The 17,826-nt window shown below is 59.2% G+C and carries 14 protein-coding genes and 1 pseudogene; 8 read left to right on the forward strand and 7 right to left on the reverse strand.

What is annotated here, in order from left to right; genetic code table 11:
- Positions 1-36: 36 nt before the first annotated feature.
- From JFU37_RS18355 to JFU37_RS18370, 4 genes and pseudogenes are all read right to left on the reverse strand, one after another.
- Positions 37-267 (reverse strand): hypothetical protein, encoded by a 231-nt coding sequence (locus tag JFU37_RS18355; RefSeq protein WP_201117083.1) that lies wholly within the window; start codon positions 265-267, stop codon positions 37-39.
- Positions 268-454: 187 nt separating this feature from the next.
- Positions 455-1,483, reverse strand: a complete 1,029-nt coding sequence (locus tag JFU37_RS18360; RefSeq protein WP_201112718.1) for an IS110 family transposase — start codon at positions 1,481-1,483, stop codon at positions 455-457.
- A gap of 103 nt (positions 1,484-1,586) precedes the next feature.
- Positions 1,587-1,718: pseudogene (locus JFU37_RS18365) on the reverse strand (porin); the annotation flags it as partial.
- A 39-nt stretch (positions 1,719-1,757) separates the two neighbouring features.
- Positions 1,758-2,564 (reverse strand): sulfite exporter TauE/SafE family protein, encoded by an 807-nt coding sequence (locus tag JFU37_RS18370; RefSeq protein WP_201117085.1) that lies wholly within the window; start codon positions 2,562-2,564, stop codon positions 1,758-1,760.
- A 162-nt stretch (positions 2,565-2,726) separates the two neighbouring features.
- Between JFU37_RS18370 and JFU37_RS18375 the strand changes: the two genes are divergently transcribed.
- Positions 2,727-3,590 (forward strand): MBL fold metallo-hydrolase, encoded by an 864-nt coding sequence (locus tag JFU37_RS18375; protein WP_201117087.1) that lies wholly within the window; start codon positions 2,727-2,729, stop codon positions 3,588-3,590.
- Between the two features lie 1,127 nt (positions 3,591-4,717).
- Here the strand turns inward: JFU37_RS18375 and bkdR are convergent.
- Positions 4,718-5,203 carry a Bkd operon transcriptional regulator BkdR gene (gene bkdR, locus JFU37_RS18380; RefSeq protein WP_123408806.1) on the reverse strand — a complete coding sequence of 162 codons (486 nt, stop codon included), beginning with the start codon at positions 5,201-5,203 and terminating at the stop codon, positions 4,718-4,720.
- Between the two features lie 185 nt (positions 5,204-5,388).
- Between bkdR and JFU37_RS18385 the strand changes: the two genes are divergently transcribed.
- From JFU37_RS18385 to JFU37_RS18405, 5 genes are all read left to right on the forward strand, one after another.
- The gene (locus JFU37_RS18385; protein WP_201117089.1) at positions 5,389-6,624 is read left to right on the forward strand and encodes a 3-methyl-2-oxobutanoate dehydrogenase (2-methylpropanoyl-transferring) subunit alpha; all 1,236 of its coding nucleotides are present in this window, start codon (positions 5,389-5,391) and stop codon (positions 6,622-6,624) included.
- A 1-nt stretch (position 6,625) separates the two neighbouring features.
- Positions 6,626-7,684, forward strand: a complete 1,059-nt coding sequence (locus JFU37_RS18390) for an alpha-ketoacid dehydrogenase subunit beta (protein WP_201117091.1) — start codon at positions 6,626-6,628, stop codon at positions 7,682-7,684.
- Positions 7,685-8,956, forward strand: coding sequence for a dihydrolipoamide acetyltransferase family protein (locus JFU37_RS18395; RefSeq protein ID WP_201117093.1), 1,272 nt, complete (start codon positions 7,685-7,687; stop codon positions 8,954-8,956).
- Between the two features lie 3 nt (positions 8,957-8,959).
- Positions 8,960-10,345, forward strand: a complete 1,386-nt coding sequence (lpdA, locus tag JFU37_RS18400; protein ID WP_201117095.1) for a dihydrolipoyl dehydrogenase — start codon at positions 8,960-8,962, stop codon at positions 10,343-10,345.
- Positions 10,346-10,597: 252 nt separating this feature from the next.
- Positions 10,598-11,617 carry a branched-chain amino acid aminotransferase gene (locus JFU37_RS18405; protein WP_201117097.1) on the forward strand — a complete coding sequence of 340 codons (1,020 nt, stop codon included), beginning with the start codon at positions 10,598-10,600 and terminating at the stop codon, positions 11,615-11,617.
- A 362-nt stretch (positions 11,618-11,979) separates the two neighbouring features.
- Here the strand turns inward: JFU37_RS18405 and JFU37_RS18410 are convergent, their stop codons facing one another.
- Positions 11,980-12,744, reverse strand: a complete 765-nt coding sequence (locus JFU37_RS18410) for an ArsR/SmtB family transcription factor (RefSeq protein ID WP_201117100.1) — start codon at positions 12,742-12,744, stop codon at positions 11,980-11,982.
- Between the two features lie 82 nt (positions 12,745-12,826).
- Here JFU37_RS18410 and JFU37_RS18415 point away from each other — a divergent pair, with 82 nt between their 5' ends.
- Both JFU37_RS18415 and JFU37_RS18420 read left to right on the forward strand, forming a co-directional pair.
- Positions 12,827-13,972, forward strand: coding sequence for a cytochrome P450 (locus tag JFU37_RS18415; protein ID WP_201117102.1), 1,146 nt, complete (start codon positions 12,827-12,829; stop codon positions 13,970-13,972).
- 372 nt (positions 13,973-14,344) lie between these two features.
- Positions 14,345-15,967 carry a DUF1254 domain-containing protein gene (locus JFU37_RS18420; protein ID WP_201117104.1) on the forward strand — a complete coding sequence of 541 codons (1,623 nt, stop codon included), beginning with the start codon at positions 14,345-14,347 and terminating at the stop codon, positions 15,965-15,967.
- 71 nt (positions 15,968-16,038) lie between these two features.
- Here JFU37_RS18420 and JFU37_RS18425 read toward each other — a convergent pair whose 3' ends face one another.
- Positions 16,039-17,460, reverse strand: coding sequence for a DUF1254 domain-containing protein (locus JFU37_RS18425; RefSeq protein ID WP_242485772.1), 1,422 nt, complete (start codon positions 17,458-17,460; stop codon positions 16,039-16,041).
- Between the last annotated feature and the right edge of the window lie 366 nt (positions 17,461-17,826).

Here is a 17,826-nt window from a genome sequence, read left to right on the forward strand (position 1 = left end):
CGGGTAGCCGCTTCGATGGGATGAGAGTCTGTAAGGTCATTTCAAAGACAACTCAAACTCTGTAGCAGCTGTCGAGCACCGCGAGGCAGCGTTCGGCGGCGAAGCAGTCGTAAAACCTGCAACCGAACTCTTCCTGGCAAACCGCGTCAACCGGATGACGACGGCTTCGCCGCCGAACGCTGCCTCGCGGTGCTCGACAGCTGCTACATCTATGGTTACCCCCTTTTCTGCAATACTGTTTTTGATGCGTGTTTGGCTTGCTTTCATCTATCCGGCGTCTGAGTGGGGTTGTGGCCCCGCGCCTCGATGAGAATCGATGCCTAACGACCCTAATTAGATTGACGGCCTTTCAGCCGTGTAGCAGCTCAGGGTTGTCGTCAGGCCGGTTGGCCGTTCACGTCATCTGTTATCCAGCATCGCAAACCAGGTGGGTGGTGCTTGGGTGACAGCAGGGTCAGGCGTTCATCACGCTTGGCCCTGCATCGAATTCGGTGTGGTGTGCCGCAATCGCCCAGGCGATTCTTGCCAGCTTGTTGGCCAACGCACAGACCACGAGATTGGAGTGATGGTGGGACGCTAATAGCTGGCGGACCCAGTCCGCCAAAGCACCTTTCTGTCGTTCCAGCTGTATCAAATAAACACGGGCACACTGGATGAGTAGGCGTCTCTGGTTTCGATCACCACGCTTGCTGATGCCCAGCAGAACGGTCTTGCCGCCCGTGGAGTGCTGTTTGGGCACCAACCCGATCGAGGCCGCATAGCCTCGGCCACATTTGAACTGTTTGCCATCGCCCAACTCGGCAGCCAGGACGGTGGAGGTGATCGGGCCGATGCACGGCATGGTCATCAAGCGCGTTGCCAGATCATCTTCAGCGGCCTGGCATTCCATGTCTTTGTCCTGCGCCTTGACCTGCCCATCCAGATAGTTGAAGTGCCCATGCAGCACCATCAGATTTTTCTTGATGCGTTCAGAAAATGAACTCACCTCAAGCAACGCTGGAAGCTCTTTGATGGCTTTGAAGCCGGCTGCGAGGCTGACACCAACCTCCAGAAGGGCTGCGTGAATCCGATTGACGGTCGCAGTGCGGTCTTTAATGAACGACTCACGGAGCGAGTTGGACATGGCCAGCGCCTGTTGGGCTTGGGTTTTTGGCGGCACAAAACGCATCGTGGGCCGGGTCGCCGCCTCGCAGATCGCCTCGGCATCAGCGAAGTCGTTTTTGTTGCTTTTCACATACGGACGCACGAGATGAGGTGCAATGAGCTTGGGCGTATGCCCCAGCTTGGCGACCTCCTGCGCCATGAAGTGGGCGCCGCCGCAGGCCTCCATCACGACGGTGCAGGATTCCAAGTTGGCCAGGTACCGAATGAGCGTCACCCGATTGAATTTTTTGCGGCAAAGCTCATGACCGCGATCATCTTGTGCATGCAGATGAAAAGAGTGTTTTCCCAAGTCGATGGCGGCAATAGCTACTTTGGTCATGGCATCAGTCTCCGATGAGCCCCCGGTGAAAGCTTAGTGGGCGATCACAGGGGGCGGCGGGGGTAGCCATTTCATTAGATCGGGTGTGGCTCTGGTCGACGGGTTACCAGTTCAACACCGCCCCCACCGCAAAGGTGTCGGTGTTTTCGTTCTGGGCGCTGGTGTCGTGGCCGTTGATTTCGAACGGGTTGTATTCAGCCACGAGCTTGAGGTTGTCGTTGATGTCATGGAACAGCGGCCGAGGCAAGGCCCGGAACCAAGGGTGTAAGACCCGTCACATGGCCGTTCGGAACAACATATAAGCGGCGACCACGATGCAAATGGCGGCAAAGCCTGTTTGCAGGGCCCGTGGCGGTATGCGCGCGCACAATTTTCGACCAATGATCATGCCGACGATGCTCGCGGCGATGAAGGTGTAACCGAGGCTGTCGATACGCACCCCGGCTTGAAACGCACCGATGACGCCGATCGCGGAAATCAGGCTGATCACCATCAGGGACGTGGCGACGATCCCACGCATTTGCACATCGGTCAGCTGCTTGAACGCCGGTACGATCAGGAAACCACCGCCCACTCCGAGCAAACCGGACACGACCCCGGTCACCGCGCCCAGTGCTGCGAGCGTCGCGGTGCATTTGGCGGTCCAGGAAAACCGCCCGGTCTGCTGATCGAGCATGCAGTTTTTCTGGCCCCAGTTGGCGTGGCCGTGGTCGCTCGGTCCTTCATCGTGTCGCTCACGACGCAGCATTCGCGAGGCGACCAGGACCATCAGCAGGCTGAACAGGATCATCAACACCTTTTCCGGCAACTGATGGGCGAAGAAAATCCCCACCGGCGAAAAAACCGCCCCCAACAGCGCAATCAACAACGCCGCGCGATAGCGCACCAGACCATGGCGCAATCCGTCGATGGCCCCGATAGCCGCCGCACTGCCCACCGCGAACAGCGCGACGGGCGCCGCCTGGGTCATCGTCCAACCCAACCCCAGCACCAGGGCCGGTACCGCCAGAATGCCGCCACCCGCCCCGGTCAGCCCAAGCACCAACCCCATCACCACGCCAAAGAAACTCGCCAGCAACATAGAACACTCGTGATCTGCGACAAAAAGCCGGGAGCGCCCGGTATCGATGACTGACAGGATAGAGCCCGCGCGGCTTTTTTCCTTCATAGAATTGATCGGGGGCTGGTCAGTCGGGGGAAAATGAATCTAACCTCAAGGCCTGCCCTTATAGAATCGGCCACCATGCCTGCCTTGATTGAAGCTTTTTTTGACCCCGCCTCGTCGACCTACAGCTACGTGGTCCATGAGCACGATGGCGGGCACTGCGCAATCGTCGACCCGGTGCTCGACTACGACCCGGCCGCCGGACGCACCGCGACCGTACAGGCCGACAAGATCATCGCCTTCGTCCGTGAACATCAATTGCAGGTGCAATGGCTGCTGGAAACCCACGCCCATGCCGATCATTTATCCGCCGCGCCTTACCTGCGCCGGGAGCTGGGAGGGAAGATCGCCATCGGCCAGTCGATCAGCAAGGTTCAGGGCGTGTTCAAGACCCTGTTCAATCTGGAACCGGAGTTTCGCATCGATGGTTCGCAGTTCGATCATCTGTTCGCCCCGGACGAGTCGTTCATGATCGGCAACCTTAAGGCCACGGCGCTGCATGTGCCCGGTCACACCCCGGCGGACATGGCCTACTTGATCGGCGGCGATGTGATCCTGGTGGGCGATACGTTGTTCATGCCGGACGTGGGCACCGCGCGCTGCGACTTTCCCGGTGGCGACGCCACTCAGCTGTTTACGTCGATCCACAGACTGTTGGCGTTCCCCGCCAGCGTGAGCTTGTACGTCTGCCATGATTATCCGCCCGTGGGCCGCGCCCCCCGGTGCATGGCCACGGTTGGCGAGCAGCGCAAAAGCAATATTCACGTCCACGATGGCATCGACCAAGCGGCCTTTGTCGCCATGCGCACCCAGCGCGATGCAGGGCTGGGCATGCCGACGCTGCTGCTACCGGCGATTCAGGTGAATGTGCGGGCGGGGAATTTGCCACCGGCCGAAGACAATGGCGTGACGTACCTGAAAATCCCGATCAACAAACTCTGACATCCCCCACAACCCGTAGCAGCTGTCGAGCACCGCGAGGCTGCGTCTGCGGCCTGTCTGAACGAACCCGGTTGCAGGGTTTGCGACGGCTGCGCCGCCGAACGCTGCCTCGCGGTGCTCGACAGCTGCTACGGGGATTGGGTGTAGCCCGCCAGGGTCAACCCGTTGGCCGAGGACAATGGTGTGATGTACCTGAAAATCCCGATCAACAAACTCTGACGTTGTAGCAGCTGACGAGCACCGCGAGGCTGCGTCTGTGGCCTGACTGAACGAACCCGGTTGCAGGGTTTGCGACGGCTGCGCCGCCGAACGCTGCCTCGCGGTGCTCGACAGCTGCTACGGAGATTGGGTTTAGCCCGCCAGGGTCAGGCCATTGGCCGAAGACAATGGGGTGATGTGCCTGAAAATCCCGATCAACAAACTCTGACGTTGTAGCAGCTGACGAGCACCGCGAGGCTGCGTCTGTGGCCTGACTGAACGAACCCGGTTGCAGGGTTTGCGACGGCTGCGCCGCCGAACGCTGCCTCGCGGTGCTCGACAGCTGCTACGGAGATTGGGTGTAGCCCGCCAGGGTCAGGCCATTGGCCGAAGACAATGGTGTGACGTACCTGAAAATCCCGATCAACAAACTCTGACGTTGTAGCAGCTGACGAGCACCGCGAGGCTGCGTCTGCAGTCTGCCTGAGGGAACTCGGTTGCAGGGTTTGCGACGGCTGCGCCGCCGAACGCTGCCTCGCGGTGCTCGACAGCTGCTACGGAGATTGGGTGTAGCCTGCCAGGGTCAGGCCGTTGGCCGAAGACAATGGGGTGATGTGCCTGAAAATCCCGATCAACAAACTCTGACGTTGTAGCAGCTGACGAGCACCGCGAGGCTGCGTCTGCGGCCTGTCTGAACGAACCCGGTTGCAGGGTTTGCGACGGCTGCGCCGCCGAACGCTGCCTCGCGGTGCTCGACAGCTGCTACGGAGATTGGGTGTAGCCCGCCAGGGTCAGGCCGTTGGCCGAAGACAATGGGGTGACGTACCTGAAAATCAAAAGATCGCAGGCTTCGCCAGCGCCTACAGGTCCGATGTAAATCACATTTCCATGTAGGAGCTGCCGCAGGCTGCGATCTTTTGATCTTGCCATTACGCCAGGGTCAGGCCATTGGCTGGTAACGGCAGCGCCGTCTTATAGCGCACCTGCTTGAGCGCAAAGCTCGAACGGATGTTCGCCACGCCCGGTACCTTGGTCAAAAAGTCCATCATGAATCGCTCCAGCGACTGGATGGTTGGCACCAGCACCCGGATCAAATAGTCCGGGTCACCGGCCATCAGGTAGCACTCCATCACTTCCGGGCGATCCGAGATCGCCTCTTCGAAATGCGCCAGCGCCTCTTCCACCTGCTTTTCCAGGCTGACGTGGATGAACACGTTGACATGCAGCCCAAGCAGGTCGGCATCCAGCAGGGTCACTTGCTCCCGTATCAGGCCCAATTCTTCCATCGCCTTGACCCGATTGAAGCACGGCGTCGGTGACAGGTTGACCGAGCGTGCGAGGTCGGCGTTGGTGATGCGGGCATTCTCCTGAAGGCTGTTCAAAATGCCGATATCGGTACGGTCCAGTTTGCGCATGAGACAAAAACACCTGTTTTTTATGTTTGTGCAGATTTTTTATCCTCAAATGATCTCCAGTGCAACGAAACAGAGATAAATATTCTTCTTGGCCGGGCCTATGATTGTTGTAGGACAAGATTCCTTTTATCGAAGGAACTCTGTCAGCTCACTACAAGAAATTCACAAGATCGAGCGTAGAAGCCATGAACCAAGCGTACGAACCGCTGCACCTGCACGTTCCCGAACCATCGGGCCGCCCTGGCTGCAAAACCGACTTCTCCTACTTGCGTCTGACCGATGCCGGTACGGTGCGCAAACCCGCCATCGACGTTGAACCTGCCGACACTGCTGATCTGGCGAAGGGCCTGATTCGCGTGCTCGACGACCAGGGCAACGCCCTCGGTCCTTGGGGTGAAGGCGTTCCGGTGGAGATCCTGCGCAAAGGCATGCGCGCCATGCTCAAGACGCGGATTTTCGACAACCGCATGGTGGTCGCCCAGCGTCAGAAAAAAATGTCGTTCTACATGCAGAGCCTTGGCGAAGAAGCCATCGGCAGCGCCCAGGCCCTGGCCTTGAACATCGACGACATGTGCTTCCCCACCTACCGCCAGCAAAGCATTCTGATGGCGCGGGAAGTACCGCTGGTGGACCTGATCTGCCAACTGCTGTCCAACGAGCGCGATCCGCTCAAAGGCCGTCAGTTGCCGATCATGTACTCGGTCAAAGAATCCGGCTTCTTCACCATTTCCGGCAACCTGGCCACCCAATTCGTACAAGGTGTGGGCTGGGGCATGGCCTCGGCGATCAAGGGCGACACCAAAATCGCCTCAGCCTGGATCGGCGACGGCGCCACCGCAGAATCCGACTTCCACACCGCCCTCACCTTCGCCCACGTTTACCGGGCGCCGGTAATCCTCAACGTGGTCAACAACCAGTGGGCGATCTCCACATTCCAGGCGATTGCCGGCGGTGAAGCCACCACGTTCGCCGGTCGTGGCGTTGGCTGCGGGATTGCCTCCCTTCGGGTCGACGGCAACGATTTCGTCGCGGTCTACGCCGCCTCTGCCTGGGCCGCCGAACGCGCGCGCCGCAACCTCGGCCCGACCATGCTCGAATGGGTCACCTACCGCGCCGGCCCGCACTCCACCTCCGATGATCCGTCCAAATACCGTCCTGCCGACGACTGGAGCTACTTCCCGTTGGGCGACCCGATTGCGCGCCTGAAGCAGCACCTGGTGAAGATCGGCCACTGGTCCGAAGAGGAACACGTCGCCGTCAGCGCCGAACTGGAAGCCGAAGTGATTGCCGCGCAGAAAGAGGCCGAACAGTACGGCACCCTCGCCGGTGGCCAGATTCCAAGCGCCGCGACCATGTTCGAAGACGTCTATAAAGAGATGCCGGAGCACTTGAAGCGCCAGCGTCAAGAGTTGGGGATCTGACATGAACGACCACAACAACAATATCCAGTTGGACACCGCCATGACCACAACCACCATGACCATGATCCAGGCCCTGCGCTCGGCCATGGACGTGATGCTCGAACGTGACGACAACGTGGTGGTCTTCGGCCAGGACGTCGGCTACTTCGGCGGCGTGTTCCGTTGCACCGAAGGCCTGCAAACCAAATACGGCACCTCCCGGGTGTTCGACGCGCCGATCTCCGAAAGCGGCATCGTCGGCGTCGCCGTCGGCATGGGCGCTTACGGGTTGCGTCCGGTGGCTGAAATCCAGTTCGCCGACTATGTCTACCCGGCGTCGGACCAGATCATTTCCGAAGCGGCACGCCTGCGCTATCGCTCGGCCGGCGAGTTCACCGCGCCGATGACCTTGCGCATGCCGTGCGGCGGTGGCATCTACGGTGGCCAGACTCACAGCCAAAGTATCGAGGCGATGTTTACCCAGGTCTGCGGCCTGCGTACCGTCATGCCGTCCAACCCCTACGACGCCAAAGGCTTGCTGATCGCCTCCATCGAAAACGATGACCCGGTGATCTTCCTTGAGCCAAAACGCCTGTACAACGGCCCGTTCGACGGTCACCACGATCGCCCGGTAACCCCGTGGTCGAAACACCCGGCCGCGCAAGTGCCGGACGGTTACTACACCGTACCGCTGGATGTCGCCGCCATTACGCGTCCGGGCAAGGACGTCACCATCCTGACCTACGGCACCACGGTGTATGTGTCGCAAGTGGCCGCCGAAGAAACCGGCATCGACGCGGAAGTGATCGACTTGCGCAGCCTGTGGCCGCTGGATCTGGAAACCATCGTCAAGTCGGTGAAGAAGACTGGCCGCTGTGTGGTCGTCCACGAAGCGACCCGCACCTGCGGTTTCGGCGCCGAATTGGTCGCCCTGGTGCAAGAACACTGCTTCCACTACCTGGAAGCGCCTATCGAGCGCGTCACCGGTTGGGACACCCCTTACCCGCACGCACAAGAGTGGGCGTATTTCCCTGGTCCGTCCCGTGTGGGCGCGGCTTTGCATCGGGTTATGGAGGTCTGAATGGGCACGCACGTTATTAAAATGCCGGACATTGGTGAAGGCATTGCAGAAGTTGAATTGTCGGTGTGGCACGTCAAGGTCGGCGATATGGTCGTCGAAGATCAGGTGCTGGCCGATGTCATGACTGACAAGGCGATGGTCGACATCCCTTCTCCCGTGCATGGCAAGGTGATTGCGCTGGGCGGTGTGCCAGGCGAAGTCATGGCGGTCGGTAGCATCCTGATCAGCATTGAAGTCGAAGGCGCGGGCAACGTTAAAGAGTCGGCCCAGCCGGCTGTCGTTAAAGAAGCGCCGGTTGCAGCGCCGAAAGCTGCAGCCGTTGTGGAAAGCAAACCAGTCGCTGCTGCAGCGCCACGTGCTGCCGTTTGCCAAGGCCCGATGGTCGCTCGCGAAGCCGATGAACGTCCGCTGGCCTCCCCGGCGGTGCGCAAACATGCGCTGGACCTCGGTATCCAGTTGCGTCTGGTGCGCGGCACCGGCCCTGCCGGCCGAGTGTTGCACGAAGACCTCGACGTCTATCTGGCGCAAGGTCAGCAGCCACAATCCAGCGCTGCCGCCGCTTACGCCCAGCGTAACGATGAAGAGCAAATCCCGGTCATCGGCATGCGCCGCAAGATTGCCCAGCGCATGCAGGACGCCACCCAACGCGCCGCCCACTTCAGTTATGTCGAGGAAATCGACGTCACTGCGGTCGAAGAACTGCGCGCTCACCTGAACGAAAAACACGGCGCAACGCGCGGCAAGCTGACCTTGCTGCCGTTCCTGGTCCGCGCCCTGGTCGTCGCCCTGCGCGACTTCCCGCAGATCAACGCCCGTTACGACGACGAAGCCCAGGTCATCACCCGCCTCGGCGCGGTGCACGTGGGTATTGCCACGCAAGCTGACATCGGTTTGATGGTGCCGGTGGTGCGTCACGCTGAAGCCCGCAGCCTGTGGGACAGCGCGAGCGAAATCTCCCGTTTGGCCACGGCCGCACGCAATGGCAAGGCCAGTCGCGATGAATTGTCTGGCTCAAGCATCACCCTGACCAGCCTCGGTGCCTTGGGCGGCATCGTCAGCACGCCCGTGCTGAACCTGCCGGAAGTGGCGATTGTCGGCGTCAACAAAATCGTTGAACGCCCGATGGTCGTCAAAGGCCAGATCGTGATTCGCAAGATGATGAACCTCTCCAGCTCCTTCGATCACCGTGTGGTCGATGGCATGGACGCGGCGCAATTCATCCAGGCCGTTCGCGGCTTGCTCGAACAACCCGCCACCCTGTTTGTGGAGTAAGTCATGCAACAGACTTTGAACACCACGCTGCTGATCATTGGCGGCGGCCCTGGCGGTTATGTGACGGCGATCCGTGCCGGCCAGTTGGGCATTCCAACCATTCTGGTGGAAGGCCAATCACTGGGCGGAACGTGCCTGAACATCGGCTGCATCCCGTCCAAGGCGCTGATCCACGTCGCTGAACAGTTTCACCAGACGCAACACCACAGCCAACACTCAGCCCTGGGTATCAGCGTTTCCGCGCCGACCCTGGACATCAACAAAAGCGTCGAGTGGAAGGACGGCATCGTTGATCGCCTGACCACAGGCGTTGCGGCGCTGCTGAAAAAGAACAAAGTCCAGGTGGTTGAAGGCTGGGCCAAGGTCATCGACGGCAAAACCGTCGAAGTCGGCGACCTGCGGATCCAGTGCGAGCACCTGGTGCTGGCCACCGGCTCGAAAAGCGTGAACCTGCCGATGCTGCCGATTGGCGGACCGATCATCTCCTCCACCGAAGCCCTGGCGCCGACGTCCGTGCCAAAACGGCTGATCGTGGTCGGTGGCGGTTACATCGGTCTGGAACTGGGGATTGCCTACCGCAAGCTCGGCGCCGACGTCAGCGTGGTCGAGGCTCAGGATCGTATCCTGCCGGCCTACGATGCCGAGTTGACCCAGCCCGTTCATGACGAATTGAAAAAACTCGGTGTAAAGCTTTACTTGAAGCATAGCGTTCAAGGCTTTGATTCCGCTGAAAATACTCTGCAAGTTATTGACCCAAGCGGCGCCACCTTGAACCTGGAAACCGACCAGGTGCTGGTGGCTGTCGGTCGCAAACCGAATACACAGGGTTTTAACCTCGAAGCGTTAAACCTGGACATGAACGGTTCAGCGATCAAAATCGACAACCGCTGCCAGACCAGCATGCGCAACGTCTACGCCATCGGCGACCTGAGCGGCGAACCGATGCTTGCGCACCGGGCCATGGCCCAGGGCGAGATGGTGGCCGAACTGATCAGCGGTAAAGCCCGCGAGTTCAACCCGACCGCTATTGCTGCCGTGTGCTTTACCGACCCGGAACTGGTGGTGGTCGGCAAGACCCCGGACGAGGTCAAGGCTGCCGGTCTGGACTGTATCGTTTCCAGCTTCCCGTTCGCGGCCAATGGCCGGGCGATGACCCTGGAGTCGAAAAGTGGCTTCGTACGGGTCGTCGCTCGTCGGGACAATCATCTGATTGTTGGCTGGCAGGCGGTCGGTGTGGGCGTTTCGGAGTTGTCGACGGCGTTCGGTCAGAGCCTGGAAATGGGCGCTCGACTGGAAGACATCGCCGGCACCATCCACGCGCACCCGACACTGGGTGAAGCGGTCCAGGAAGCGGCGTTGCGTGCCTTGGGGCATGCGTTACACCTGTAATACAGGGAAATTGATGGCGGATTTGATGGCCCCTTCGCGGGCAAGCCCGCTCCCACAGTGAATTTGTGCACGACGCAGATCAAGTGTGGGAGCGAGCCTGCTCGCGAATTCTCAAGGCGACATCATTTATCTGCCAATCACCCGATCGTCTGGGCTGCGATTTAGGTCCGGAATGAAGTATTGTTGTCCCCATCCAGAAAAACGTCAGAAGCCTTGAACCGTTTCGGCGGTTGTTAAGTGATAGAGGGTGTCATGGGTAACGAAAGCATCAATTGGGACAAGCTGGGTTTTGACTACATCAAGACAGACAAGCGTTTCTTGTCGTACTGGCGTAACGGCTCCTGGGACAAAGGCACCCTGACCGAAGACAACGTGCTGCACATCAGCGAAGGCTCGACTGCCCTTCACTATGGCCAGCAATGCTTCGAAGGCATGAAGGCCTATCGTTGCAAGGACGGCTCGATCAACCTGTTCCGCCCGGATCAGAACGCCCTGCGCATGCAGCGCAGCTGTGCACGCCTGCTGATGCCGTTCGTGGAAACCGAACAGTTCATCGAAGCCTGCAAGGAAGTGGTCCGCGCCAACGAGCGTTTCATCCCGCCTTATGGCACCGGCGGCGCGCTGTACCTGCGTCCGTTTGTGATCGGCGTGGGTGACAACATCGGCGTGCGTACCGCGCCCGAGTTCATCTTCTCGATCTTCTGCATTCCGGTCGGCGCTTACTTCAAGGGTGGCCTGACCCCGCACAACTTCCTGATCTCCAGCTACGACCGCGCAGCCCCTCAAGGCACCGGCGCGGCCAAGGTCGGCGGCAACTACGCGGCCAGCCTGATGCCAGGTTCCCAGGCCAAGAAGGCGCATTTTGCCGACTGCATCTACCTGGACCCGATGACCCACACCAAAATCGAAGAAGTCGGTTCGGCCAACTTCTTCGGGATCACTCACGACAACAAGTTCGTCACTCCGAACTCGCCGTCGGTACTGCCGGGCATCACCCGTCTGTCGTTGATCGAGCTGGCAAAATCGCGTCTGGGCCTGGAAGTGGTTGAAGGTGACGTATTCATCGACAAGCTGTCCGACTTCAAGGAAGCCGGTGCTTGCGGTACGGCTGCGGTGATTACCCCGATCGGCGGCATCAGCTACAACGACCACCTGCACGTGTTCCACAGCGAAACCGAAGTCGGCCCGGTCACCCAGAAGCTCTACAAAGAGCTGACTGGCGTGCAAACCGGCGACATCGAAGCGCCAGCGGGTTGGATCGTCAAGGTTTGATCTGACGTTGCTGTCCGTTTGAGCAAAAAAGCCCGGCCATCATTTTGATGGGCCGGGCTTTTTTTCGTCCGCGAAGCGAAGATCAAAAGATCGCAGGCTCCGCCAGCTCCTACGTTGACCGTGCTCGACCGCTATTCAACCGATGTACCCGATTGACCGTGCTCGACCGCTATTCAACGGGTGTACCCGGTTGACCGTGCTCGACCGCTATTCAACGGGTGTACCCGGTTGACCGTACGCGACCGCAATTCAACGGGTGTTCCCAATTGACCGTACTCGACCGCAATTCAACGGGTGCACCCGATTGACCGTACACAACCGCTTTCAACGGGTGTACCCGATTGCCCCTGCTCGACCGCTATTCATCGGGTGTACCCGGACTCTGTAGGAGCTGGCGCAGCCTGCGATCTTTTGATCTTGCCTTCAATAGCCGATGGCAACTCCAGCCCAAATCGAACCACCATCTCCTTGCGCCCTACCGCCGTCAACGCCAGCGCCCGGCTGTCCAGATCCTGCGTCACCCATTTGCGCTTGTTCGCCGTTTGCAACAACGCCGCGCCCAACGAACCACCCAGATGCGGGCGGCGCATGCTCCAGTCCAGACAGGGGCAGGCGAATCGCCGGCGTAGCGTGTTCAAGTCTTTGACCTCGATGCCCAATCCTTCCAGCAACGCCTCGCCACTGTCGCTCAGCCGATAAGCCTGCTCATCGGTTTCCAGCAACCATCCTTCTTCCAGCATCCGGTCATGCAACAACACCGCCAACGTGCCAGCCATATGGTCATAACACGTACGGGCAAATTGCAGGCGATCGGGAGTGCGCGAGTTAAAGGTCGGCGCAGCATTCTGGCCGATCACCATCAGCGCTTCCAGGGCCTGGGCCACGCGTTTGTCCGCGAGGCTGTAATAACGATGGCGACCCTGTACGTGCAGCCGCACCAGCGCCAATTCCTTGAGCTTGGCCAGGTGTGCACTGGCGGTAGAGGCGCTGACCTCGGCAATCGCCGCCAGCTCGGTGCTGGTGCGGGCGTGGCCGTCCATCAACGAGCAGAGGATTTTCGTCCGGGCCGGTTCCGCGATGGCCGCCGCTACGTGAGAGACGCCGATGTCGTGTTGTTCTACGTTCATATTTCGCTCCCGGACGAATCAAGGGTCTTTCGGACTGGAGATAGTAGCAACACTTTCCCAACCACGAACAAGGCTGCGACCCATGGACCCAATCATCGCTGCGACTCACGCCGATCCTTATCCCTACTACGCGCAACTGCGCGCCGAGGGCGGGCTGGTTTTTCATCAAGGGCTGAAAGTGTGGGTGGCCAGCAGCGCCAGGGCTGTGGCTGCGGTGCTGGCGCATCCTGACTGTCACGTTCGGCCACCCAGCGAGCCGGTACCCAAGGCGATTGCCGGCGGTATGGCCGGCAACGTATTTGGGCAATTGATGCGGATGAATGAGGGCGAACGGCAGCGCTGCCCGAGGTCGGCGATTCAACCGGAGTTAGTGTTGATAGGTGTGGACGAGGTCAATGCGCTGGTGGGTGCACGGTTGATCACGCCGGATGCCGATGGGCTGTACAAGGCTATGTTTCGGGGGCCGGTTTGCGTTGTAGCCGCATTGCTGGGGTTCTCGCCGGCTCAGGGTCGGGCGATCAGTGAACTGACGGCGGATTTCGTGGCGTGCCTGTCGCCGCTAAGCGATCAGGCTCAACTGGATGCTGCACAGGCTGCGGCGGAGCAATTGAGAGGTTATTTCGTTGAACTGCTGGATGATCCGGACAATAAAAGCCCGCTGCTCGCCGGGATTCGCAAGCGCTTCGCCGGCGACCCGGAAACGCTGATTGCCAATTTGATTGGCTTGTTCTCCCAGACCTATGACGCCACTGCCGGGTTGATTGGCAATGGGGTAGTGGCGTTGATTCGCAACCCCACGTTATTGCGAGATGCGGCATGCGTTGAGGATTTGATTGCCGAAACCCAGCGCTTCGATCCGTCGGTGCAGAACACCCGCCGGTTTGTCGTGGCCTCGTGTGAAATCGACGGTGTAAGTCTCAATCCCGACGATGTGATTCTGGTGTTACTGGCTTCGGCTAATCGCGATCCGCAGCTTAACGACAGTCCCGACACTTTTATGCTGGACCGTCCGCAGCGACGCAGCTTTACCTTTGGCGGGGGGCGACATGAATGTCCGGGGCAGATAGTGGCGTTGAGTATTGCCAGCGCCACGCTGAAAGAGATTCTGGCGCGTAAACCTGCGCTGAACCGCTTGGCATGGAACTACCGCCCTTCGCTGAACGGGCGTATTCCTGTCTTCAGTGACCGCGTTATCGTTCATCGCGAGCAGGCTCGCTCCCACATTTGATTGGCATACGACGCAGTACCTGTGGGAGCTTGCTTGGTCCGGGCGGCGTTCCGACGATAGCGTCCTGATAAACGCTGCATCATTTGAATCCCCCCATGACCGGCAGAGAGCGGCCAAAAGCAGCGGGTGGCTGGAGCAATGGCACATGTGCACCTATGCTTGGTCTGCTGGAAGAATTGATCAAGCAGACTGTGCTGCTCCGACAATGGTGCGCAACATTTGTAAAAAGTCATCCGAGCGAATCAATGCCAGTACCCTCAGTGGTGACGCGAGCGCAAGGCGTGTGATTGACCGCGCTCTGAAAATGTCACTGCGCCATTAGTTCCTAAGTTTGGGTAGTCCATGCATTTGGCATCCATCAGGGAGAACTCTATGACGCAAATTCTCAAACCAATAACCGTTCTGGCAACCTTCGCCGTGCTGGCGATACCTGTCATAAGCCTGGTGCAGGCGGATACCGAAATTCCCCCGGGAATCACCACACCCGATCGCATCGAGACCCGTATCGGCACATTGGAGTTCAAGGACGGCGCGCCCAGCGTAAAAACCACACAGGACGTCTACGACACCTTGGCTTTCACTCGCGGCATAGACGCGTTCATGAACAGTTTTTCGGGCGCATCGGCCTATGCAATTCGCGAGGGCTTCCACAGCATTGGGGCAGACGACAACACGGTAATCATCTTCTCCGAGTTGATGGACTCCCAATCTCTGTTTCTCACCGCCAACGCCGACACCATCTATACGCTCTCGGTCCTCGACCTGACTAAGGGACCCTTGGTGGTTGAAGTGCCACCGAAGTCGCTCGGCACGCTCAATGACATGTGGTTCGGCTGGATTATCGACCTTGGCGCCCCTGGCCCTGATCGGGGTGAAGGCGGCAAATACCTGATCGTGCCGCCGGACTACGACGGTCCGCTTCCAGACAGCGGCTTCTTCGTAGGCCGATCGAAAACCAACCATGTGCTGTACGCCGTTCGTGCATTTATGGAGAACAACGATCCCAAGCCCGCTGTCGACCTGATCAAAGACAAGCTGAAGATTTATCCCTACACACCAGGCGGCTACGGCACCAGTATTGCCACGGCACTGGCAGGCCAAATCAGGCTAGAACCCAACCCGCCAATACCGCCGACGAAGTTCATCGAGGGCAGCGGCAAGTCCTTCAACACCATCCCCCCTAATGACTTCGCCTATTACGAGACGCTCGATAAGCTGGTGCAGCTGGAACCCTCCACCTCGTTCAACCCGGAACTCCTGGGCCAACTGGCGGCCATTGGCATCGTCAAGGGCAAGCCCTTTGCTCCGGACGAGCGGATGAAGAAGATCCTCACCGACGCGGCGGCCGTGGGCAATGCGGCGGGACGATCACTGAACTTTCGTGCTGCCGAGTACCCCGGCTGGGCCTACTACCCGAACTCGATGTGGGCCAACATGCTGTGGCAAGGTGGTTTCGACTTTCAAACACCGCCGCCCATGATCACCAAGGAAGGCTATTTCAAACCATTGCCGCCGACGGGCGCGCGCACACTCGATTCGCGCACGGCATTTTATTACGGCTACACCATGGATTCGCCAGGCATGATCATGCGATTGCCCAACGTGGGCTCGCAGTACCTCATGGGCTTCTCGGATGCGCAAAAGAATCCCTTTGATGGCGGCAAGACCTACAAGATGACCCTGCCACCGAAGATTCCAGCGGCCAAATTCTGGTCGTTCACCGTCTACGACAACCAGACGCGTTCCATGCTCCAGACGCCGCAGCGCTACCCGCGCGTCGGCAGCCAGACCTACCCTTCACCGGCCGCCGTGGAGAATGCGGACGGGTCCACAACAATCTATTTCGGTCCTTCCAAGCCAGCCGACGCCAAAGCGGGTAACTGGATTCAGACCACGCCTGACAAGGGCTGGTTTACGATCCTGCGCCTCTACAGCCCACTTGAATCGTTCTTCACGAAAGCGTGGCGGCCGAGCGAAATCGAAAAGGTTCAGTGAAGGGGCCACAGCTCTCTGTCAGGCTCGAATGCGATCGGCGCTGTTCACCAGCGCCGACTTCTGCGGATGGGTCAGTCGGCAAGGGCCAGCGGTGGCACTTGCCACTTGTTCATCTTGTCCTGGGGGCCGTAGATGCGTAGCGCCAGGTAGATTGGGCCGTCGGGCGCAGGCAACCAGTTGCTTTCCTTGTCTTTGCCCGGTGAGTCCTTCTGGATGTGGAGTGTCACCGAGCCGTCGGCATTCTTCTGCATATCTGGCAGCATCGGCGAGTTGATCAGATAGCGCTGGATCGGGTTAGCAACCAGCAGTTGCGTGGCGCCGTCATACATAGTCACAGACCAGAAGGCATTCGCCGGAGGCAGTTCACCGGCGGCAAACGTCAGGGTGTACTTATGTTTGCTGCCGTCCAGCGTCTCACCGGTGGGCAGGGTGCGGGTGAGTGCGTAGCGTGCTTCGGAGGCATCCAGGGCGTAGATACCTGCTTTCGCCACAACAGCGCGGGCCTGCCAATCGCCGTTATAGCGCTGGCGATCGCCGCCGCCCTCGTTCATGAGGATCCAACCGTTGATGGGCTGGCCGTGGCGGGCAATGCTCTGGGTGATACGCTGGTCGCCAGCGGCTGCCCCGGCGGCGAGTTCCTTGCCATAGACGGCGGCAATATTCTTGAAACGATCCATCTCGCCATTTCCGATACCGATGCTCGCCAGTTTTTCTCGGATGGCTTTTTCTTCAGGCGCGGCCGGCGCAAAGCGCAAGGCAAAGTCCAGGTAGGTGAAGAAGTTCTTCTTGATGGAATCCTTGTCTGCGGGAGGAAAATCCAGCGGCTGAGCGGTCGGGGGTGCCGGTTGCTTCAACCAGGTAGACAGGGGCTGCACTTTGTAGCCCGCTTGAATGGCTTTGACGTTCTCGATGTCTTGCGGCGAAAACAGTTGCGTGCGGTAGCCGGCGAGCGAGAACTGCGTCGTCGAGCGAAACATTTTCTTGATGCCCTTGGGCGTCTCGCCTTGCCAATCAGGGCCGACCACCAGATAGTCGCCCGGCTCGCCAGCGGTGGCGATACTGCCGATCAGCCCATAGTTGTAGGTATTGCCGTCACACAACATCACTGAGTAGTAACGGCCCTTTTCCACCGGCGGCACGCTCAGTACCATCGGTTCTGCGCGCAGGTCCAACGGAGCGAAGGAATAAGGCGTATCGCTGTTGGCCGTGACCACGGCCTTGTCCTCGGGTGTGAACACGCGGGGGATGTTGTGTATTTGATTGAATGGCGCCTTGTATTGCGGCGAGGCTTTGTCTACGGCATAGGAATACATCACACCGTAATTCATCACGATAGGCAGGCCGTAGATATAGGCTTCTTCGGCGATGTTCTGGATGCGTGCGGCTTCGCTGGCATCATGCTCCTGGGGAGGCGTTTGCGCAGCGGCCAGATTGGCCAGTAGCAGCACGGTGGCAGCAAGCGCGCCGCGCAGCATGTTAGGGCGATGATTCATCATGTCTCCTCAAGAAATATTGGAAGTTGGCGCTATTTACCCGCGCTGGTTTCGAGGTTTTCTCTGCTTAACATCAGAAAACATGATCAGAGTGAACGTTTTGATGATCGACGCCCCCCCGTTGACGAGGGGGCCAAGATATTTAAGGGGACTGGATCGAGGGTATTAGCGATTTACTCAGGCTTGTAAAAACCTTCATACCTGTGATCAGAAGCGTTACGGTATTGGAATAGGAGGTGAATTGCGCCAATTTCCCAAGGCATAAAGGAGATGTCTGAACGGCAACTATGGGTCGACTGCACCCTTTCACGATAGACAGCATTCAGCTGAGCAGTCATTCGTGTTTTCACGCATCACCCGCGTGCA

The organism is Pseudomonas sp. TH41 (assembly GCF_016650695.1).
Taxonomy (GTDB): domain Bacteria; phylum Pseudomonadota; class Gammaproteobacteria; order Pseudomonadales; family Pseudomonadaceae; genus Aquipseudomonas.